This window comes from Streptomyces sp. NPDC058052 (assembly GCF_042885515.1).
Lineage (GTDB): Bacteria > Actinomycetota > Actinomycetes > Streptomycetales > Streptomycetaceae > Streptomyces.
This window is the reverse complement of sequence record NZ_JBHVRX010000015.1, coordinates 138902-158813: the sequence shown is the minus strand read 5'-3', so window position 1 is coordinate 158813 and position 19912 is coordinate 138902. Positions and strand designations below refer to the sequence as shown.

General features: G+C 72.2%; 21 protein-coding genes. 10 read left to right on the top strand and 11 right to left on the bottom strand.

Annotated features, from left to right (window positions below; genetic code table 11):
• Nucleotides 1-237: 237 nt before the first annotated feature.
• The 5 genes from ACFVU3_RS21795 to ACFVU3_RS21775 form a co-directional block, all read right to left on the bottom strand.
• Nucleotides 238-1086 carry an aldo/keto reductase gene (locus tag ACFVU3_RS21795; RefSeq protein WP_390068439.1) on the bottom strand — a complete coding sequence of 283 codons (849 nt, stop codon included), beginning with the start codon at nt 1084-1086 and terminating at the stop codon, nt 238-240.
• A gap of 17 nt (nt 1087-1103) precedes the next feature.
• A complete protein-coding gene (locus ACFVU3_RS21790; RefSeq protein WP_390068437.1) occupies nt 1104-1484 on the bottom strand; it encodes a nuclear transport factor 2 family protein in 381 nt (126 codons plus the stop codon).
• A 23-nt stretch (nt 1485-1507) separates the two neighbouring features.
• Nucleotides 1508-2710 (bottom strand): MFS transporter, encoded by a 1203-nt coding sequence (locus ACFVU3_RS21785; RefSeq protein WP_390068436.1) that lies wholly within the window; start codon nt 2708-2710, stop codon nt 1508-1510.
• A 226-nt stretch (nt 2711-2936) separates the two neighbouring features.
• Nucleotides 2937-3404: a MarR family winged helix-turn-helix transcriptional regulator gene (locus tag ACFVU3_RS21780; RefSeq protein WP_390068434.1), complete on the bottom strand. Its 468-nt coding sequence runs from the start codon at nt 3402-3404 to the stop codon at nt 2937-2939.
• Nucleotides 3405-3504: 100 nt separating this feature from the next.
• A complete protein-coding gene (locus tag ACFVU3_RS21775; RefSeq protein ID WP_390068432.1) occupies nt 3505-4095 on the bottom strand; it encodes a TetR/AcrR family transcriptional regulator in 591 nt (196 codons plus the stop codon).
• 146 nt (nt 4096-4241) lie between these two features.
• On the opposite strand from ACFVU3_RS21775, the gene ACFVU3_RS21770 reads away from it, so the two are divergent.
• Together ACFVU3_RS21770 and ACFVU3_RS21765 are read left to right on the top strand one after the other, a co-directional pair.
• A complete protein-coding gene (locus tag ACFVU3_RS21770; RefSeq protein WP_390068430.1) occupies nt 4242-5579 on the top strand; it encodes an erythromycin esterase family protein in 1338 nt (445 codons plus the stop codon).
• 114 nt (nt 5580-5693) lie between these two features.
• On the top strand, nt 5694-6317 hold the full coding sequence (locus ACFVU3_RS21765) for a hypothetical protein (RefSeq protein WP_390068428.1): 624 nt from the start codon (nt 5694-5696) through the stop codon (nt 6315-6317).
• A gap of 115 nt (nt 6318-6432) precedes the next feature.
• Here the strand turns inward: ACFVU3_RS21765 and ACFVU3_RS21760 are convergent, their stop codons facing one another.
• Nucleotides 6433-7119, bottom strand: coding sequence for a TetR/AcrR family transcriptional regulator (locus ACFVU3_RS21760; protein ID WP_390068426.1), 687 nt, complete (start codon nt 7117-7119; stop codon nt 6433-6435).
• A 66-nt stretch (nt 7120-7185) separates the two neighbouring features.
• On the opposite strand from ACFVU3_RS21760, the gene ACFVU3_RS21755 reads away from it, so the two are divergent.
• Complete coding sequence (locus ACFVU3_RS21755) at nt 7186-8145, top strand: hypothetical protein (protein WP_390068424.1); 960 nt, start codon at nt 7186-7188, stop codon at nt 8143-8145.
• Between the two features lie 310 nt (nt 8146-8455).
• Here ACFVU3_RS21755 and ACFVU3_RS21750 read toward each other — a convergent pair whose 3' ends face one another.
• On the bottom strand, nt 8456-8851 hold the full coding sequence (locus ACFVU3_RS21750; RefSeq protein ID WP_390068423.1) for a cupin: 396 nt from the start codon (nt 8849-8851) through the stop codon (nt 8456-8458).
• A 163-nt stretch (nt 8852-9014) separates the two neighbouring features.
• The gene (locus ACFVU3_RS21745; RefSeq protein WP_390068421.1) at nt 9015-10133 is read right to left on the bottom strand and encodes a serine hydrolase domain-containing protein; all 1119 of its coding nucleotides are present in this window, start codon (nt 10131-10133) and stop codon (nt 9015-9017) included.
• A 186-nt stretch (nt 10134-10319) separates the two neighbouring features.
• On the opposite strand from ACFVU3_RS21745, the gene ACFVU3_RS21740 reads away from it, so the two are divergent.
• Together ACFVU3_RS21740 and ACFVU3_RS21735 are read left to right on the top strand one after the other, a co-directional pair.
• The gene (locus ACFVU3_RS21740) at nt 10320-10988 is read left to right on the top strand and encodes a TetR/AcrR family transcriptional regulator (protein WP_390068419.1); all 669 of its coding nucleotides are present in this window, start codon (nt 10320-10322) and stop codon (nt 10986-10988) included.
• A gap of 136 nt (nt 10989-11124) precedes the next feature.
• The gene (locus tag ACFVU3_RS21735) at nt 11125-11865 is read left to right on the top strand and encodes a class I SAM-dependent DNA methyltransferase (protein ID WP_390068417.1); all 741 of its coding nucleotides are present in this window, start codon (nt 11125-11127) and stop codon (nt 11863-11865) included.
• A gap of 42 nt (nt 11866-11907) precedes the next feature.
• Here ACFVU3_RS21735 and ACFVU3_RS21730 read toward each other — a convergent pair whose 3' ends face one another.
• Together ACFVU3_RS21730 and ACFVU3_RS21725 are read right to left on the bottom strand one after the other, a co-directional pair.
• Nucleotides 11908-12765 carry an MBL fold metallo-hydrolase gene (locus tag ACFVU3_RS21730; protein ID WP_390068416.1) on the bottom strand — a complete coding sequence of 286 codons (858 nt, stop codon included), beginning with the start codon at nt 12763-12765 and terminating at the stop codon, nt 11908-11910.
• Nucleotides 12766-12907: 142 nt separating this feature from the next.
• Nucleotides 12908-13894, bottom strand: coding sequence for a LuxR C-terminal-related transcriptional regulator (locus ACFVU3_RS21725; protein WP_390068414.1), 987 nt, complete (start codon nt 13892-13894; stop codon nt 12908-12910).
• Between the two features lie 267 nt (nt 13895-14161).
• Here ACFVU3_RS21725 and ACFVU3_RS21720 point away from each other — a divergent pair, with 267 nt between their 5' ends.
• From ACFVU3_RS21720 to ACFVU3_RS21705, 4 genes are all read left to right on the top strand, one after another.
• Nucleotides 14162-14521 carry a hypothetical protein gene (locus ACFVU3_RS21720; protein WP_390068413.1) on the top strand — a complete coding sequence of 120 codons (360 nt, stop codon included), beginning with the start codon at nt 14162-14164 and terminating at the stop codon, nt 14519-14521.
• 5 nt (nt 14522-14526) lie between these two features.
• Entirely contained in the window at nt 14527-14802 is a 276-nt protein-coding gene (locus ACFVU3_RS21715; RefSeq protein ID WP_390068411.1) for a hypothetical protein, read from the top strand.
• A gap of 247 nt (nt 14803-15049) precedes the next feature.
• Nucleotides 15050-16255, top strand: coding sequence for a peptidase S1 and S6 (locus ACFVU3_RS21710; RefSeq protein ID WP_390068409.1), 1206 nt, complete (start codon nt 15050-15052; stop codon nt 16253-16255).
• Nucleotides 16256-16415: 160 nt separating this feature from the next.
• Nucleotides 16416-17729, top strand: a complete 1314-nt coding sequence (locus ACFVU3_RS21705; protein ID WP_390068407.1) for a hypothetical protein — start codon at nt 16416-16418, stop codon at nt 17727-17729.
• A gap of 163 nt (nt 17730-17892) precedes the next feature.
• Here the strand turns inward: ACFVU3_RS21705 and ACFVU3_RS21700 are convergent, their stop codons facing one another.
• Nucleotides 17893-18846, bottom strand: coding sequence for a GlxA family transcriptional regulator (locus ACFVU3_RS21700; protein WP_390068405.1), 954 nt, complete (start codon nt 18844-18846; stop codon nt 17893-17895).
• Between the two features lie 89 nt (nt 18847-18935).
• Here ACFVU3_RS21700 and ACFVU3_RS21695 point away from each other — a divergent pair, with 89 nt between their 5' ends.
• Nucleotides 18936-19877, top strand: coding sequence for an NADP-dependent oxidoreductase (locus ACFVU3_RS21695; RefSeq protein ID WP_390068498.1), 942 nt, complete (start codon nt 18936-18938; stop codon nt 19875-19877).
• Nucleotides 19878-19912 lie beyond the last annotated feature (35 nt).

Below are 19912 nucleotides of genomic sequence, written 5' to 3'. Positions count from 1 at the left end.
GCATCGGACGACGCCCGTCCTGCCTAGAGGTGGTGCGAGGAGCCGGTCGGTGCCCAGACGCTTGAGGCTGCCCTCGACGGAGCGCCCGGTGGCCTCGGCGGTCCACCCGTGGACCATCGGGGACCTTCCGGACGCCCGCGCCCGGACCGCGGCCCTGTTCCGGACGGTGGTCCGGAACAGGGCCGCGGTACGCGAGCGCGGGAGGGTGGGGGGAGTACGCCCGAGGGGCGCGCCGGATCAGTTCAGCTCGTCCGGGTGCGGGCCGGTCCGCAGGCCGCGGTCGAGACCGGCGATCGCCGCCGTCTCCTCGTCCGTCAGGACGAAGTCGAACACGTCGATGTTGGCGCGGATCCGGGCCGGGGTGACCGACTTGGGGATGACCACGTTGCCGAGCTGGAGGTGCCAGCGGATGACGACCTGGGCGGGCGACTTGCCGTGGGCGGCGGCGATGGCCAGGAGCGCCGGGTCGTCGAGGACCGCGCCCTGGGCCAGCGGGCTCCACGCCTCGGTCGCGATCCGGTGCTCGCCGTGGAAGGCCCGCAGCTCGGACTGCTGCAGCGCCGGGTGCAGCTCGACCTGGTTGACGGCCGGGACCAGGGTGGCGTCGTCCATCAGCCGCCGCAGGTGATCGGGCTGGAAGTTGGAGACGCCGGCGGCGCGGATCCGGCCCTCCCCGGCGAGCCGCTCCAGGGCGCGCCAGGAGTCGCGGTACAGGTCACGGGCCGGGGTCGGCCAGTGGATCAGGTACAGGTCGACGTAGTCCAGGCCGAGCTTGGCCAGGCTGGCGTCGAAGGCCCGCAGGGTGGCGTCGTAGCCCTGGTCGGCGTTCCACAGCTTGGTGGTCACGAACAGGTCCTCGCGGGCCAGCCCGGAGGCGCCGAGGGCGCGGCCGACGCCGGCCTCGTTGCCGTAGACGGCGGCGGTGTCGATGCTGCGGTAGCCGGATTCGAGGGCGGCCGTGACGGCCGCGGTGGTCGCGTCGTCGGCGACCTGGAAGACGCCGAAGCCGAGCTGGGGGATCTCGACGCCGTTGTTCAGCGTGACGGTGGGGACGGCGGGCGTGGTGGGGGTGGTGGACGGTGCCATGGTGTGCGGGTGCTCCTTCAGTGGGTGAGCGCGGTGCGCTCGGTGGTGCGGGGGGAGAGGGTGTAGCGGATGGTCTGGGCGCTGATGAGCCCGTCGCGGAAGACGAAGGTGTCCACGCCGTCGGTGACTTCGTGGGCGGCGCCGACGGCCGACCACTCCAGCAGCAGGACGTCCGCGGCGAACCGGGGGGTCAGCCGCCACTCGGCGTCGGGAAGGTCGGCGAGCAGCCGGCCGATGCCTTCCCGGACCCCCGCGCGTCCGGTCAGGACGCCTCCGGGGGTGAGGAGGACGGCGTCCTCCGCGTAGTTCTCGCTGACGAGGTCCAGGTCGCCGGTGCCGAGGCGCCGGCCGTGGTCGGCGAAGACCTCTTGAGGCGTGCGGGTGTGGGGGGTGCTCATGACGGGTTCCTGCCGTGGGCGGGTCAGTGGTGGACGGGGGTACGGGCGGGAGCGACGGCCGCTGCGGCGGGCGCGGGCGCGGGGGTGCGGCGCTCCAGGGCGGCGGACCAGAGGGCGAGTCCGAGGGCGGCGGCGGCGAGGGCGGCGCCGACCCAGTTCGGGGCGGTGTAGCCGAGGCCGGCGGCGATGACGAGGCCGCCGAGCCAGGCCGCCAGGGCGTTGCCGAGGTTGAACGCGCCGATGTTGACGGCGGACGCCAGGGTCGGTGCGCCGTGTGCCTGGTCGAGGACGCGCTTCTGCAGCGGCGGGACGGTGGCGAAGCCGAGGGCTCCGACGAGGACGATGGCGATCGCGGCGAGGACCTTGTCGTGCGCGGCCACGGTGAACAGCGCGAGGACGACCGCGAGCCCGCCGAGCGTGGTGTAGAGCAGCGGCATCAGGGCGCGGTCGGCGTAGCGGCCGCCGATGAGGTTGCCGAGGAACATGCCGGCGCCGAAGAGGACGAGCAGCCAGGTGACCGCGCCCTCGGAGTAGCCGGCGACCTCGGTCATCATCGGGGCGATGTAGGTGATCGCGGCGAACACGCCGCCGAAGCCCAGCACGGTCATCGCCATGGCGAGCAGCACCTGCGGGTTGCGGAAGGCCCTCAGCTCACGGCCCAGGCGGGTGCCCTCGGGGCGGGGCATGGCGGGCACGAGCCGGGCGATGCCGAGGAGTCCGATCACGCCGAGCGCGGCGACGGCGGCGAAGGTGGTGCGCCACCCGACGGCCTGTCCGATGAAGGTGCCGAGGGGGACGCCGACGATGTTGGCGACGGTGAGGCCGGTGAACATGGTGGCGATGGCGCGGGCCTTCTTGTCGGGGGCGACGAGGTCGGCGGCGACGACGGATCCGATGCCGAAGAACGATCCGTGGGCGAGCGAGGCGACGATGCGGCCGGCCAGCATCACGCCGAAGGACGGAGCGAGCGCGGAAAGCACGTTGCCGGCCACGAACAGGCCCATCAGCACCATGAGCATCCGCTTGCGGCTCACCCTGCCGCCGAGGACGGTCAGCAGCGGAGCGCCCAGGACGACGCCGAGCGCGTAGCCCGTGACCAGCAGGCCGGCGGTGGGGATGGTGACGCCGTAGTCGGCGGCGATCTCGGGCAGCAGCCCCATGATCACGAATTCGGTGGTGCCGATCCCGAAGGCCCCGACGGCCAGAGCGAGAAGTGCGAGCGGCATGGGCCTGACCCTTCCTGATTGCTTGAGCGAGCTTCTAGCGTGCTCTCACAATAGTTGCAGGCGCGCGTTAAATGCAAACGCGGGTTAGTGGTGTCGTCTTGAAGCGGGTGCAGGCGGGGAGTGCGCGGGCGGAACGAAGAACCCCCGTCCGGGGAGTCGGGTCCCGAACGGGGGTGCGTCGCCGCCTCTGTCGAGGCGGAAGGGGGTGGGGCGGGCGGCGGGAGGCTTACGCGCGCTGCGCCGGTACGTCGACGGCCTCGACCGCCGCGACCAGCGAGGCCAGCTCGGGGTGCCCGGCGGCCTCGTCCAGCGCCTGGCGGAGGGCGGTGTCATGGGCGGGCCGGGCCTCGTCGAGAAGCTCCCGGCCGGCCGGGGTGACGTCGGTGTAGATGCCGCGCCGATCGGTCGGGCACAGGTACCGCGACAGCAGTCCGCGGTCCTCCATGCGTGTGACCAGGCGTGTCGTGGCGCTCTGGCTCAGGACGACCGCGTCGGCGACCTGCTTCATCTGCAGATGGCCGCCTTCGCCGTCGTGCTGCCGGCTGAGCACGTCGAGCAGTGAGTACTCCCGCGCGCTCAGGTCGTGCCCCGACTGCAGGGCGCGCTCGATGTGCGACTCGATCCGGCCGTGCAACAGGGAGAGCGCGCCCCAGCCGCTGGCGAGCGCGGTGAGTGCGGGGTCCGTGGCGGTCATGGGTCGGGTCTCCTTCCGGCGTGGGTGCCTCCAGGGTACTCCTTGAGCGCAAAAATCTGCTAGAGCGCATAGAGCGCGACTGCAAGTAAAGAGTGGTCGTCTATGCGCCTGAATCGACGAGGGTGGTGAGGGCGCGCACGCCGGCGACGACGGCGGACGCGTCGGGAGCCTGTCCCGGGTCGGTGAGCCACTGCGTCATCACGCCCGTGAACAGGGCCATCTGCGCGGCCCCCAGCGTGCGGGCGGCCGTGTCGTCGATCTCGTCCTCGGGTGTGTCGAGCAGGAGGGCGGCCAGCCCTCGGCGGCCCTCCGCCTGGCCGCCGGCCAGATAACGGCGCAGATCCTCGGAGTGCTCGGCCTGGAGGAGGGCCTCGATCGTCGCCAGCCACAGGGTCCGGTCGTCCTGGAAGGACGTGATGATCGCGGCCCACATCGCTTCGTAGCGCTCCGCCGGAGCGCTTCCGGAGCCCCCGAAGGCGGTGAGCGTACGGCCGGTCCGCGTTCCCCAGTCGTCGATCGCCTCGATGAGGGCGGCGTTCAGCAGGGCCTCGCGCGAGCCGAAGTGGTAGCCGATGGCGGCCATGCTGACGCCGCCCGAGGCCGTCGCGATGTCGCGCACCGTGGTGCGGGCCCAGCCCTTCTCCTCCAGGCAACGCCTGGCCCCTGCCAGCAGGTCTTCGCGGTTTCCCATGGCCGGAACCCTATCGGTCGGGTGGTGCGGACGCCTGATGCCGCCGCATCAGGCAAACGCGTGAGGCGTTCGCTCTATACAGATGTATTGCGCGAACGCCCAAAACTTTCTATGGTCATGCCGACCCCACCAGCCAAGGGAGCGACATGAGCCACGTCCGCCTGATCGACCGCCGCCGCCTGCTCGGCCTGGCCGCCGCCTCCGTCCTCACGGCCGGGACCTCCGGCCCCGGCGCCGTCGCGGCGGAACCCACCGCCGACCCGGTGCCGGCCCTGGACCGCGGCGCGCACCCTCTGAGCGATCTCGGCGCCCTCGCCCGCATGATCGGCGGTGCCCGGGTCGTGGGCCTGGGGGAGGCGAGCCACAGCGGGCACGAGTTCTTCACCCTCAAGCACCGCCTCTTCCGCCACCTCGTGGCCGCCGAGGGCTTCACGACCTTCGCCCTGGAGGCGAGCTGGTCCACCGGCCTGCGCCTGGACGCCTACGTCACCCGCGGCGTCGGAGACCCGGAGCAGATCATGCGGGACGAATTCCAGGGCCAGTACCTCTTCTGGAACACCCAGGAGTACCTCGACCTGATCCACTGGATGCGCCGCCACAACCTCGCCCACCCCGACCGCCCGCGGCTGCGCTTCGTGGGCAACGACCTCGGGTTCCCGGGCGGGGCGGCCTTCGACCAGGTCGCGGAGTACGTCGCCCGGTACCGCCCGGACCTGACCCGCGCCGTCACCGCCTCGTACGACGCCCTGCGGCCGGAGGCCACGGCGCAGGCCGGTCCGTGGATGGCCGGCCAGCTCTACGGCAAGAGCGCGACCGAACGGAAGGCCGACGCCGACCGCGCCTCCTTCGCCCTCGCGCTGCTGCGTGACGAGGGCCGCCCGCAGACGACGCACAAGAGCGGCCGAGCGGCGCACGCCTGGGCGGTGCAGAACGCCACCGCGATCGCCCAGACCTTCACCGGCTACGCCTTTCCCGACGAGCAGTTCCCCGAGCGGATGCGCTACCGCGACCACGCGATGGCCGCCAACACCGCCTGGTGGCTGCACCACCGAGGCGGCCGGATCCTGCTCGCCTCGAACAACGGCCACATCGCCTACATCAGCGACAACCCGGCAGAATTCCCCGAACCCGCCGGCGCCGTCCTGCGCCGCCGGCTCGGCGACGACTACGTCAACATCGGTCTGACCTTCAACGAGGGCACCATCAACGCGCTGCCGGACTTCACCGCGCAGCAGCCCAGGACCTACACCGTCCCCCCGGCTCCGGAAGGCCACAGCGAGCACACCCTCGACCAGGTCCGTCACCGAGACTTCAGCCTCGACCTGCGCACCGCACCCGCTGCGGCCCGGGCCTGGCTCGACTCGGCCCGCCCCACCCGTTCCTACGGTCTGTACTGGTCGACCGAGGCTCAGGCCGTCGCGCTCGGCCGCTCCTACGACATCCTCGTCCACCTGCACCGGGTCGAAGCCGGCCGCCTTCGCTGACCGGCAGGAAGGTGGTGCTCGGCGCGCTCCACGCCACCGCGGGACGGAGTCCCGCTCCGCGGACCGGCACCGTCCTCCCGGAGCGTTGTCGGACCGGGCGGGCAGAATCGTGGGGTGTCCGCCACCTTCGTCGAGCTGGGAAACGTGAGTGCGCCTTCGGGCGTGCTCGTGCTCGGGACGGCCGGGCACATCGGCTCGTGGCGGGAGCTGGGCCGCCCCCTGTCGGAGCGCGCCGAGGAGGCCGCGGCAGGGGGAGGAGGGCATGTGCGGGAGTGGCTGTGCGAGGCGGTCGCGGTCCCGGCGGCCACCGATCGACCGGTGAGGGTCCGGGCGAGCACATCACCCTCGCCCTTCGACGGGGAACCTGCGATCGCCACCCTGGAGATCGACCTCGGAATCCCCTGGCCGAGGATGGCGGACCCGGACGCGCCGGTTCGGCTCGGGGACCTGCCCGTCGACCGGTGCGGCATGGTCGTCGGTGACGCCAGAGGGCTCGACGCGTGGAGGAGCGACCACCACCTCCGGCGGTCGGGGTGGTGCCGTCCCCTCCGCGCCGGAGTCATCGATGTGGAGGGGTGCCGCGTGCTCGGCATCGGCTGGGATCAGGGCGACCACTCGATGAGGCACCGCGGCGAGCGGGCCGCCGGACAGGTCTACCCCGTCACCCTCGAAGCCGATGCGACGGGACGGACGGTGCTGCGCTGGAGCATCCCTCCCTACGGCCACGAACCCGCGTGACACGACCCTTCTGGCGAGACGTGGAGACGACGGCGGCATGGTGACGGCACGGCGCGGGTATGCCTTCGCGTCCGTCGTTCACGGCCATCCGCTGCTGGACCCGCCAGGTCGCCGCCTATGGCCGACGCATCTCTGGCTCGGACCACGAGCCCGCCGATGCCGGCCCTGCGGCGGGGTGGAGCCCGTGGCAGAGCAGGCCGAACCCCTGGACCACGGCCGACATCACCGCGTCACGGGCCGCCTCGGGCGCTTCGCCGGCCATGATGCGCCGCCGGAGCTCACGGAGCGCCGCGCGGTGCGTGCCGGCGACGGCTCCCGCGAGGAGCGCGGGCGGCGCGGTGGCGGTGTCGCCGGGGGTGTCCGTGGTGTGCGGCGGGTGCCCGGCGAGGGCGGCGGTCAAGGCGGCCTCGGCGCGTTCGCCGATCTCGCGCTCGCGGGCGAGCAGGGCCGGGCTGTCCAGGACCACGTGCCAGAACGCGGTCGCTCCGGGCTGTAGTCCGAGCATCGGGTGGTTCTCCCGGAGGCCGGCCAGCAGGTCCTCGCGGACGGCCTCGACCGGGCAGGTGCCGGGCGCCCGGTCGCGCACCACGGCGGCCAGGTGCTCCTCGGCCTCCGCACCCCGGTCGAAGAACAGGTCCTCCTTGGCCGGGAAGTAGTTGAACACGGTGTTGGTGGACACGCCCGCGTGCCGTGCCACCTCGGCGACCGTCACCTGGTCGAAGCCGTACTCCAGGAACAGGGGCAGGGCGGCGTCGGCGATGGCCGTACGGGTCTGCTGCTTCTTGATCTCTCTGAGGCCCACACTTGCAATGATAGGGTCACCACAAATTTGGAGTGACACCAAGATTTTTTGGATCTGGAGGCGAACATGGCCATGACCTTCGGCATCTATCCCGGCGGTCTCCTGGGGGACGAGCAGGGCATCGTCCTTCCGGCCTCCCCCGATGACCCCGACCGCATCAACGCCGCCCTCGACGCGCTGCAGGGCGACGCGGACACGCTGTCGGTCCGCGCCTACCGCTCCTTCGCCGCCACCGTGACCCCGCACGAACCCACGCCGGCCGATCCGCAGACCTACCTCCGGCGGGGTCGCACCCTGGACCTCGTGCTGCAGTTCCGCGAGCCTTCGGGCCGGCTGGAGGGCTGGACGGAGTTCGTCCGCGGGGCCGTCCGGGACGGCGGTGCCGGTCTGGCCTCCGTCCAGATCTGCGAGGAGCCCAACCTCGACCTCCCGCCGGTCGACGGCAGCACCCCCAACGTCCTGAACGCGCTGGTCCAGGGGGTCGTCGCCGCCAAGGAGGAGGCCCGCTCCCTCGGCCGCCGCGTGGCCGTCGGCTTCAACGCCGTCCCGTCCTTCAACCCCGCCGACACCTTCTGGTCCGACCTGGGAGTCCTGGCCGACGCGGGCTTCCGGCAGAGCCTGGACTACGTCGGACTGGACTTCTTCCCCGACGTGTTCCGCCCCGTCGTCCCGGGCGGGCTCGCGGACGCGGTCACCGCGGTCCTCACCTCGTACCGCCATGCCTGCCTTCCGGAGGCAGGCATCCCCGACACCGTTCCGGTCCGCATCTGCGAGAACGGCTGGCCCACCGGCCCCGGGCGCACCGGGGAGCGCCAGGCCGCCGCCCTCGACACCGTCATCCGGACCACGGCCGCCCTCGCCACCGCCCTGAACATCGACGGCTACTCGCTCTTCGCCCTGCGCGATGCCGACAGCCGCGCCGAGGGAATCTTCTCCCACTTCGGCCTGCTGTACGACGACTACACCCCGAAACCGGCGTTCGAGACCTACCGGCGGCTCATCGCGGAACTGGGCGGCAAGGTCTAGCCAGGACCTGTCCGGAAGTCCTGCGGCCACAGGCGAGGGCGGGCGCGGGCGACCATGGCTCGGTAGTGGTGGGCTCGTTCTGCCGTGACAGGTGGCCAGGACTCGGTTCTGCTCGAGCCGGTCGACGCAGCGTTCGAGGGCGTTCCGCCGCCGGTAGGCGGCTTCGTCGAGGCGGCGGCGGGCTTCGCCGCGGCGATCCCGCGTCGTCGCAGGCAGGCGCGGATCCTGCGAGCCGAGTGGCCCTTGTCTGCGACGACGCGGGCGACGCACCACGAACAGAGCGACGCGTCACCGGCTTTACGGACGCGACCTAGCCTTCGGTCCACTTCTCCTCGCGGGTACCGCGGGGGAGCGTGACGGCCAGCAGGTCGCTGGGGGCGTCCAGGGCGAGGCGGTGCCAGCGACCGCGCGGTACGACGGCGGCGGATCCGGCGGTCAGTTCGATCACTTCCTCTTCGTCACCCGGCCGTTCGGGACGGAGGACGATGCGGATGCCGCCGGTGAGGCAGGAGACGAACTCGTCCGCCTCCTCGTGGATCTCCCAGTGGTCGCCGTGGACGTCGGCGTCGGTCCGCGCGTGGGCGACCATCAGGAGCCAGCCGTCCCGCTCCAGTTCGGTGTCCGCCGAGGGCTGCTCGGTGCTCACCTGGCCGTCGGCCTGAAGGTGGACCAAGGAACCGAAGAGGCCGATCCGTTCGACAGTCATGCGGGGCTGTCCTTCCTGAGGCGAATGCAGGGGTGGTCGTGCGGCGAGTGGTCATGGGCGGGGAGGGCCCGCCCGGCCGGCGCACCCGGTCGGCGCACCGGCCGGCGGCGGCAGGGCGGCCGAGCGGGCGACGGCCCGCGCGGCCTGGCTCTCCGCGGCCCGGTCAGCCGTACATCGCCACGCGGTGCAGGGCCGCGAGCGCCTCGTCGATGGGGTGGGGCTGCGGCGTGCCGGACGCGTCGAGGTCGTTCCACCTCTGGAGGTTCACGGCGACGGCCATCTGCCGCCGGCCGTCGGCGCGGATCATGGCCAGCGCACCGGCGCCCCAGACCGTGCCGCCGTGGCCCCAGAAGGTGTCCTGCCCGGGTTCCCTCATCGGGTAGAGGCCGAGGCCGTAGTCGCCCGTCTTCCCCTCCTGGGAGACGACGGGGACGGTGTGCCGCATCTGCTCCAGGGACGACCGGCTGACGATCTCGCCGGCCAGGAGCTTGCGGAAGAAGAGGTTGAGGTCCGTGACCGTCGATATCAGCGAGGCCGACGGACCCACCCAGGACATGTCGTAGACGCTGTAGTCGCGCGGCGGGTCGATCATGCCGAACCACGCCTCGTACATCTCCGAGTGGGGGCCGTCGATCTCCGGTCCGGTGGGGAACGCGGTGTCCCGGAGCCCGGCGCGCTCGATGACGTTCCGCGTGATGTACCGCTCGGCCGTGGTGCCGGTCGTCTGTTCCAGGAGACGGGTGAGGAGCAGGTAGTTGGTGTTCGAGTACACCCCGGGCGTGCCGCCCGGCGTGCCGACGGCGGGCGCCGTCACCCCCATCTCGATCAGTTCGGCAGGGTCGAAGCGCGTGAACCGGTGGTCGTCCAGGCTCTGGGGCCCGGTGTCCGCGAGCGCGGGGAACGCCTTGAGGGAGGGGTAGGCGTACGGGAAGTACTCGGCGAGGCCGCTGGTGTGGCTGACCAGCATCCGGACGGTGATCGCGTCTCCGCGCCCCCCGGGAACCAGCCCCGGCAGGTACCGCGCGATCGGAGTGTCGAGACCGATGCGGCCGGCCTCGGCCTGCTGCAGCACCGCGGCGGCGGTGAACGTCTTCGTGATGCTGCCGACCCGGTGCCGCATGGCGGTGGTGACGGGGCGACGGGTGGTGACGTCGGCGACTCCGGCGGCGCCGCGCCACACCTGGTCGCCGTCCCGGACCTCGGCGAACAGGCCCGGCATTCCCGCGCGGTGGACGTTCTCGATGGCGGCGTCCAGCGCCGCCGGATCCAGTGACTTCCTCACGACATGCGTCCTTTCGCATCGCCCGGGGGAGCTCCATGGAGGTCGCCCGCCCCCGGGGTGACAGGGCACGCGTGGCACGTCGACCCCTTGCTGCCGGGTCGCTCGGCACGCTCATGTCCTCATTATGCACGCGGTGCGTGCAACACCAAGTGCATGGTTAGAATGAGCCTCGACGAGAGGGGCGAAATGGCAGGTCGAAGGCGTTGGTCGACCGACGAGATCCTGGATACGGCAGCCGAGTTGCTGCGCACGAGCGACGCGGAGTCGTTCAGCGTGCGCAAGCTCGCGGCGACCCTCGGGACCGATTCCTCCAGCCTCTACCGGCACTTCCGCAACAAGACGGAACTGCTGCGCGCGGTGGCCGACCGGATCCTCCTGGCCTCCATGGACGGCTACCGGGCCGAGGGCGACTGGAAGCAGCGCATCACGGCCCTGTCCCTGCGGGTGAGGGAGGCGTTCGGCCGGCAGCCCCAGCTCGCCGCGGTCTGGGGACGGTACGCGTCCGGCGGCGCCGGCTCCCGGCTGGTCATGGAGGAGGTGCTGCAGGCCCTCCGTGCGTCGGGGCTGCCCGACGAGGAGATCCCGGCGCGCTACCACCGGCTCGCGGTCCTCGTCGCCGCGCTGATCGCCTCCGAGGCCGGGGTCCGCACCATCACCCCGGAGGAGTACGACCAGGGCATGGAGCTGTTCCGCGTCGCGGTCCTCGGCGCCGACCCCGAGCGCTTCCCGGCCCTGGCCCACTTCGCCCGCGACGTCCGTCCCCTCGGAGTGGACCGCCGCGCCGCGTTCGAGGAGATCCTCGCCGCCCACCTCGCCGGCATCGAGGCCGCGATCCGCCCCGGTCGACCGGACTGATCGCGCAGCGGCCCCGGCGGCGCGCGGAGGCCCTGCCGCGCAGCCGGCCGGACCCCTCGCCGGGCGGTGGACGCCGCGCCGCGGAGCGCGTAAATACGTCGACAGCGCCCCTCGTCACCCGGCACAGTGGCCGACCGTGACGAGCAGCGAACTCTGGACACGTGCGACCGCCGACCGCTACGACGCCGAGGAGGCCGAGCTGTCCTCGGCTGCCGTTCTCGGGCCGACTCTCGCCTTCCTCGCCGAACTCGCCGGAGACGGAAGGGCACTGGAGTTCGCCATCGGAACCGGACGGGTAGCAGTCCCGCTCCGGGAACGCGGCGTGCCGGTGGCCGGGATCGAACTGTCCGAGCACATGGCGGCGGTGCTGCGGCGCAAGGCCGACGAGGAGAGGATCCCGGTGGTCATCGGGGACATGGCCACCACGGTCGTTCCCGGTGAGTTCGCCCTGGTCTATCTCGTCTACAACACCATCACGAACCTGCTCACCCAGGACGAGCAGGTCGAGTGCTTCCGCAACGCCGCACGCCATCTGGAGCCCGGCGGCCGATTCGTCATCGAGCTGGGTGTGCCGCCGCTGCGGTTCCTGCCGCCCGGCCAGGTCGCGGTGCCGTTCGACGTGTCCGAGGGCCATCTCGGCTTCGACACCTTCGACCTGGTCGAGCAGATTCTCGTCTCGCACCACTTCACCCGGGACGGCGACGACGGCCGCTACCGCCGCGGGAACTCCCGGCACCGGTACGCCTGGCCCGCGGAGCTCGACCTGATGGCACGGCTCGCCGGTCTGGAGCTGGAACGCCGTGTCGCGGACTGGGACGGGGCTCCGTTCACCCAGGACTCCGCGAAGCACATCTCCGTGTGGCGCAAGCCCGTCTGAGGTTCGCGAGCCCGTCCCGCGGCGCCGCCGTGAGGGCCACGATCACACCGAGAGGAACGGCTCCGTGAGATGGGGCGCCGCCAGGTGCAGGGTGACGTCCGGCGCGTGGTCGAGCAGGCGCTTCCTCGACTGCCTGGCCGCCTCGGGGTCGGCCTCGTGCGCATAGGCGAGCTCGGGGTGGAGCACCTGGAGCGCGTGGACCAGGAGGTCGCCGGTGATGAGAGCCTGTTCCCGTCCGTCGGTGACCACGACGCTCATGTGCCCGGGCGTGTGACCGGGCGTGGCGACCGCGCGTCCGGTGCGCAGCGGCGTGTCGCCGTCGAGGAGCCGGAGCCGGCCCGCGGCCGCGAGCGGGTCGGTGAGGGTCTCGCGCAGCATCGGGTTGAGCGCGTCGAGGGCGTCGAACTCGGCCCGTTGGAGCAGGTAGGCGGCGTTCGGAAAGAAGGGCCGGCGACCGCCGGAGGCGGCACGGCTGTCCGCCACGCCGGCTGACGAGGGGACGGCCGCCTCGGTCACGACCGCCCATCCGACGTGGTCGGTGTGCAGATGGGTGAGCACCACGGTGTCGACCTCGGCCGGATCGATGCCAGCGGCCGCGAGCGATGCGGGGAGCACCCCGGGGACGGGCGCCCACGAGCCGGCCGGACTGTCCGCGGGACCGATCCCCGCGTCCACGACGGTCAGCCCCTTGTCGTTCCGGACGGCGTACGCGCGGAACTGCAGCCGCCACCTGCCCTCGGCGTCGACCGCGCCCGGGTCGTACCGGTCGGCCTCGGCCCACTGCGCGGCCGTGGCCCCGGGGAACGCCTCGGCGCGCGGGGAGAAGAAGGGGCCCTCCGCGTCGGAGAGCGCGATGATCTCGGTCGAGCCGATCCGCAGGCGGGGAACGCTGAGAGTCATGACCGTGATCCTGCCACGCCCCGCCTGAGGACGGTGTGCCAAACCGTGTCACGAACGGCGTTCTGCGTCAGGGGAGTTGCCGCCGCTCCCGCAGTCGTTCGCGCAGCCGTTCACGCTCCTCGCCGCCGCTTCCGCCTGCGGTTCAGAGCCAGCCTTCCCGTGCCGCCTTGAGGCCCGCCTCGAAGCGGCTGGTGGCGTGCAGGCGTTCCATCAGCGCGGCCATCTGCCGTCGGACGGTGCGCAGCGAGACTCCGAGACGTTTGCTCGCCGCCTCGTCGGTCATGCCCGAGGCCAGGAGTCTCAGCAGTTCGAGTTCGGGTGCGGTGGGCCGCGTGTCGGTGGCGCGGGGGCGGTCCGCTCCGAGGGGGACGGCGGCCTCCCACGTCTGCTCGAACAGGGTGACCAGGGACGCGACGATGCCGGGTGCGCGGGTGCACAGCGCGCCCGTACGGGAGTTGTCGGGGTCGATGGGGACGACCGCGACCGTGCGGTCGAACACCAGCAGGCGCGGCGGGAGCAGCGGGCTGGTGCGCACCTGGCCGCCCTGCTCGGTCAGCCACCGGGCATAGGCCAGGGTGGCCGGATCGTTCCGGGCGCTGTCCTGGTACACCGAGCACATCTCGATGCCGCGGGCGAGCGCCCGTCGGTCCAGCGGGCGCGATGCCTCCATGCTTCCCTCCGACAGTGCGCCGCCCGGCAGGATCGCCAGGCATTCCCGCGTCAGTCCGTGGGCGAGCTGTTCGAGCCGGTCCTGGATGGCGTCCATCCCCACGAGCCGCTCCGCGCCGTCGACCTCGGTGTTCGGACGCAGCTCCGCGAACTCGGAGACCACCTGCGCCGCGGCGGCCCTGCTCTGCTCCAACTCCTGCTGCTGCCGCGCGAGTTCTTGCTCCTGACGGCGCAGGAGCACCTCCAGTCCCAGCTCCGGTCGCACCGCCCGGAGGGCACCGGGACTGTCCCGTGACGGCTTGAGCAGACCGAGGTCGGCGAGCTGGTCCAGGCCGCCGCGGACCTGCGTCTCCGTGAGTCCGAGGCGCGTGCTCAACTCGGCGATCCCTCCCGAGGGATCGGCGAGCATCCCCCGGTACACCGCCTCCACGGCGGCCCCGAGTCCCAGTGCCTGCAGCATGCCCCAGCCCCCCAGCTGTGCTCCGGCCGTCCGCCGCGCCCCCTGCCCGCGATCGCGGACGCGGTCTGACACCAACGTGCCAGACCGCTTGGTGACAGGCGGATCTCCTTCCCCACCCGTGGCGGGGACAGCAGCATTGTGAACACCGGAACGGCGGGGCGGTAGTCCCCATCCGGACCAGTACCGCGAGGTCGGTCCGGAACCGTACGCAGCGCGGCCCATCGCACCGAAGGCATCGCTCAACGACTCTCGACCAGGGGGATTCCCATGTTCCGCACCGCCGGCTCACCCCGCACCACCCGCTCGGCCGCCGTCGCCGCCGTCCTCTGCGCCGTCGTCGGCATCGGCGCCGTCGTCGCGGCCTCCCCGGCGGCCGCCGCCTCCGGGGGAGACATCGCCCGGCACCGCGTCAGCGCGTCCGACGACAGCATCAGCCGGGACACCACGCCGGCTCCCTCCGGTGACGGTGAGGGCGGCAGCATCAGCTGGGACACGGCGCCGGCCTCCTCCGGCGACGACAGCATCAGCTGGGACACCGCCCCGTCCTCTTCCGGTGACGGTGAGGGCGGCAGCATCAGCTGGGACACGGCGCCTACGTCCTCCGGCGACAGCGTCGACGGGGACTGAGCGGCGTGCGCGTCATCCGGGCTTCCCTCGAAGGCCCGGACCACGGCCCCGCCCTCCCCGCCGTGCTCGCACTCCTCTCCGACCTCATCTGGGCCCACGCGGCTCCGGCGAACGGACTCGAGCACGTCCGTGCCCGAGCCTCGGACGACGGCGTGTACGTCTATCTCTTCCTGCGCGCGGCCTCGGAAGCGGCCGCCCTCGACCAGGCCCGCGCCCTCCTCGACGGCGCCCGCGCCTCCCTGCGGGTCCACGGCTATCGCACCGCCGCACCCCCGCGCTGACGGAGGCCGCCCACGCGCGTGCCCCGAGGCCGGCCTGACGCCACCGAGCACCTGACGCCGTCCCGCACCTGGCCCGTTCCGTACCGGACGCCCACCCGCACCTGGCCCGTCCCCGCGCCGGAGCCCGTTCCCGTACGAGCGCCCGGACCCCGGACCCGAACCCCGCACCCCGGACCCGTACTCGTACCCGCATTCCCACCTGTTCCGCCCCCGCCCCATCCCCGCGGATCTCTCCAGAAGGAACACAGTGACGACCACTCTCCGGCAGGCCGCCCGCACGACCACGATCGCCGCTCTCTCCGGCGCCCTCGGGGCCGGACTGCTCACCGCCGTGACCGTGGGCGCCGCGCCGACGGCACAGGCGGCGACCACCTGCAGTGGAACGGCCTCGATCTACGGCATCCTCCCCGACGGCCGCCTCACCTTCAGCACCATCACGCCCGCCACGGGCGAGCTGAAGAAGGTCGTGATCGGGGCGGACCTGGGGTTCGAGCCCCAGGCGATGGCCACCCTCAACTTCAACACCGTCCTCGTCACGTCGACCACCGGCGCGCTCTACCGCCTCGACGTGCTCACCAACAACACGTCCCTCGTCCTGGAACGCCCGCCCGTCAAGCTCTTCGACAGCGGCTGGACCCATGACAAGCTCACGTACGACGGACACGGCCACCTCTACGGCACGGCCGGGGGCGTACTCCTCCAGTACCTGGTCTCCCAGCCCAAGCCGACCGGGTCGGCCCACATCGGCCAGCGCAAGGAGATCGGCGGCGGTTTCGTCCTGAAGACCCTCACCGCCGCCGGCGACGACCGGCTGCTCGCCACCACCGCGGCCGGCGCCCTCTACTCGTACAAGATCGACAGTGACGGCGGCTGGAAGCGGGACGACCTCAAGACCTCGGGGTGGTCCGCCTTCGACCAGGTGGTGTCGCCGGGTGGCGGCCTCTACTACGGCCGTATCGCCACCACGGGAGCGATGTACTGGTACAAGGACGCCGACCCGGCCGACGGTTCCGGCGGCGACATCGCCTACCACAACGACACGCCCGTCAACACCGGTGGCTGGACGCAGGCGTTGCTGTCCGCGCAGCCCGGGACGTTCACCTGCACCACCAGCTCCGACCCGCTCGACGGCACCGACATCCCCGCCGTGAAGGCGGCCGGCCGCGATCTGATGAACAAGCACGACGGCGGCGTCTGGAACAGCTCCGCCCAGTGGAGCTGCCTGGACCAGCTCTGGACCAGGGAGAGCGGCTGGCGCTACTGGGCCGACAACCCTAGCTCCACCGCCTACGGCATCCCCCAGGCCCTGCCCGGCTCCAAGATGGAGGCGTTCGGGGACGACTGGCGGACCAATCCCCTCACCCAGATCAAGTGGGGACTCTCCTACATCGACGGCCGGTACGGCACGCCGTGCGCCGCCTGGACCCACTTCCTGAACAACAACTGGTACTGAGCGCCGCGGTCCGCCGATCGCCGCGGCCCGCGCCCCCTCGTACCCGATCGACCGCCCGCGCCTGTGTGCCCGGTCGTCGCTCTCCGCCTTCCCCGCACCTCCCCTTTGCTTCCCCCGGCCCGACGTGCGTACGTCCGGGCTGCCCGAATCCGGAGGACCCATGTTCCCGTCGTCCCGCGCTCTCCGTCTCGCCGTCGGTTTCGCCGTGGCCGCCTCGTCCCTCGGCCTGGTCGCTCTCGGCCCGGCGGCACCGGCCCAGGCCGCCGCCGTCTGCGGCGGAAACGTCTCGATCTACGGCACGCTCGCCGACGGACGCCTCACCTACACGGCGATAGCCCCCAACACCGGTGACCGGGTCAAGACGCTGATCGGTCCGGACCTCGGGTTCACGCCCAAGGCGATGGCCACCCTCAACTTCAACACGGTCCTCGTGACGTCGACCGCCGGCGAGCTGTACCGCGTCGACGTCCAGACCAACGACAACGCCCTGGCCCTCGCCGGAGTCACCAGGATCTGGGAGAGCGGCTGGACCTTCGACAAGATGACGTACGACGGTGCCGGCCACCTCTACGGCACGGTCGCCGGCCAGCTCCACCGCTACAACGTCTCCCAGGCCAAGCCCGCCGGACCGGCCCACATCGCCCAACACGTGGTGATCGACGAGGGCTTCGTCCTCAAGACCCTCGCCGCGGCGGGCGACGACGTCCTCGTGGCCACCACCTCCGACGGCAAGCTGCTCTCGTACCAGATCAACGGCGTCGGGGACTGGGAGCGCTCGGACCTCAAGCCCTCCGGCTGGTCGGGGGTCGACAGCCTGGTCTCGCCCGGCGGCGGCCTCTACTACGGCCGCACGAACAGCGGCATGTACTGGTACCACGACGTCGACCCCACCGACGGCAAGGGCACCGACATCGCCTACCACCTCGACGACCCGGTCGACGCGAGCGGCTGGTCGCAGACCCTGCTGTCCGCCTTCGCCAACGACTGCACCTACCAGGCGCCGTCGACCCCGCCGTCCACCCCCTCCACCAGGGGCGGGCAGATCACCCGCGGCGAGGTCGTCAGCCGCGCCGTGAACTGGCTCGACCGCGACATCCCCTACAGCCAGAGTGCGTACGCCACCGACCCCGACGGCGACCACACCTACCGCACCGACTGCTCCGGCTTCGTCTCCATGGCCTGGCACGCGAGCAGCAGCTACACCACCTACAGCCTGCCGAGCGTCAGCGCCACCATCGCCAAGTCCGACCTCCAGCCCGGAGACGCGCTGAACACCCAGGACGGTCACGTGGTGCTCTTCGAGAAGTGGGTCGACAAGGCGGCCGGCAAGTTCTCGTACATCCACGAGTCCAACCCGAACGACGACATGATGCGCGGTCAGGACTACCTCGACGGCGGCACCGACGGCCGCATCGCTGGCCACGCCGCCTCGGGCTACGTCGCCCTGCGCTACGACAAGATCGTCAACGGCTAGGAAGCCCGCGGGACTTCGGCCGGGAACCGATGGAACGGCCATGCCGCCGGTCTCGTCGCTCGTACCTCCGCGGGAGGCGCGAGCGACGAGACCGGCGGCATGGTCCTCAGCCGTCTCCACCCGCGTGCGTCGTCTGCCCGCCCGAGCTCGCCCGCGCCGTCCGTCAGCCCGTGGAGGCGGTCCCCCGGAAAGCGCGCCGGTACGCGAGCGGTGAGACGCCGACGGCGGAGTGGAGGTGTTCGCGCAGCGAGGTGCCGGTGGCGAACCCGACCTGCCCGGCGATGTCGTCGACGGCGAGGTCGGTGGTCTCCAGGAGGTGCTTGGCCCGGGCCACGCGCTGCTGGATCAGCCAGCGGCCGGGGCTCGTCCCGACCTCCTCGTTGAACCGGCGCGCGAAGGTGCGCAGGCTCATCCGGGCGTGCTCCGCGAGCTCGGTCAGCGGCAGGGGGCGCTGCAGGTTCTCCAGGGCCCACTGGCGGGTGGCCGCGGTGCCGTTCGCGGACGCGGAGGGCACCGGATAGTCCACGTACTGGGCCTGGCCGCCCTCCCGCCACGGCGGCACGACGCAGGCCCTGGCCACGTGGTTGGCGACGGCGGTGCCGTGGTCCCGCCGTACGAGGTGCAGGCAGACGTCGACGCACGAGGCGGCGCCCGCCGAGGTCAGGATGTCTCCGTCGTCCACGAACAGCACGTCAGGGTCCATCGCCACCTGGGGGTACCAGGACGTGAACACGTCGGCGATGGCCCAGTGGGTGGTCGCGGGCCGTCCGTCGAGCAGCCCCGCCGCGGCCAGGACGAAGGCGCCCGTGCAGATCGACACCAACCGCGTCCCGGGCCGTACGGCCGCGAGCGCCTCGCCCACGCGCGGCGGCAGTTCGCGTGAGAGCCGGGAGATGTCGAAGGGCGGCAGCAGGACCGTGTCCGCCGTCGCGAGCGCCTCGGGGCCGTGCCCCACGCTGACCGAGAAATCGGCGTTGGTGAGGACGGGGCCGCCGTCGACGGAGCAGGTCATGACCTCGTACCGGTCCAGGAGCGCGCCGAAGATCCGGCTGGGGATGCCGAGTTCGAACGGGTACGCCCCGTCCAGGGCGAGGACGACGACACGATGAACACGCATGGCATGATCCCGTCGGAAGATGGCATTCACGCCATGGTACGGAGTCGGGGTGCCGGGCGAGGCTGGAGCACATGACGAACCCCACCACCATGCGCGCCATCAGCCAGGACACCCACGGCACCCCCGAGGTGCTGAAGGAGGTCGTCCTGCCGAGGCCCGTTCCCGGCCCGGGCCGGATCCTCGTCGCCGTGCGTGCGGCCGGGTTGAATCCGACCGACTGGAAGCACCGCGCCGCCGGCCTCTTCCTCGACCGGATGCCGCTCGTCCTCGGCTGGGACGTGTCCGGCGTCGTCGAGGCCGTCGGCTTCGGCGTCACCCTGTTCAAGCCGGGCGACGAGGTCTTCGGGATGCTGCCCTACCCGAACGGCGTCGGCTCCCACGCCGAGTACGCGACGGGTCCCGCCCGCGCCTTCGCGCACAAGCCCGCCGGCATCGACCACGTCCAGGCGGGCGCTCTGCCGCTCGCCGCCCTCACCGCCTACCAGGCGGTCGTCGAGACCGCCGCGGTCACCGCCGGACAGCGCGTCCTCGTCCACGCGGCCGCTGGCGGGGTCGGCCACCTGGCGGTCCAGATCGCCAAGTCGCGCGGGGCGTACGTGATCGGCACGGCCGGCTCCCCGAAGCACGACGTCGTCCGGTCCTTCGGTGCCGACGAAGTCGTCGACTACCGCACGACCGACTTCCGCGACGTCGTCCAGGACGTCGACATGGTGCTCGATCCCGTGTCGGGCGACACCCGCGCCCGCTCCCTCGACGTCCTGCGGCCGGGCGGCGTCCTCGTCTCGCTCCTGCCGGGGGGCGACCCGAACGAGGCGGCGAAGGCCGCGGCCCGCCGGATCCGCGTCGAGACGCTCCTCGTCGAGGCCGATCACGCCGGCATGAACGCCGTCGCGGACCTCGTCGCCGCCGGCTCCCTGCGCGCCCACATCGAGGCCGTCTTCCCGCTCGCGGACGCGGCCGAGGCGCACGCGCTCGGCGAGACGGGGCGCACCACCGGGAAGATCGTCCTCACCTTCCCGGATCCCGCCTGACACACGATTCCGGGCGACCTCGGCGTTCGCGGGGC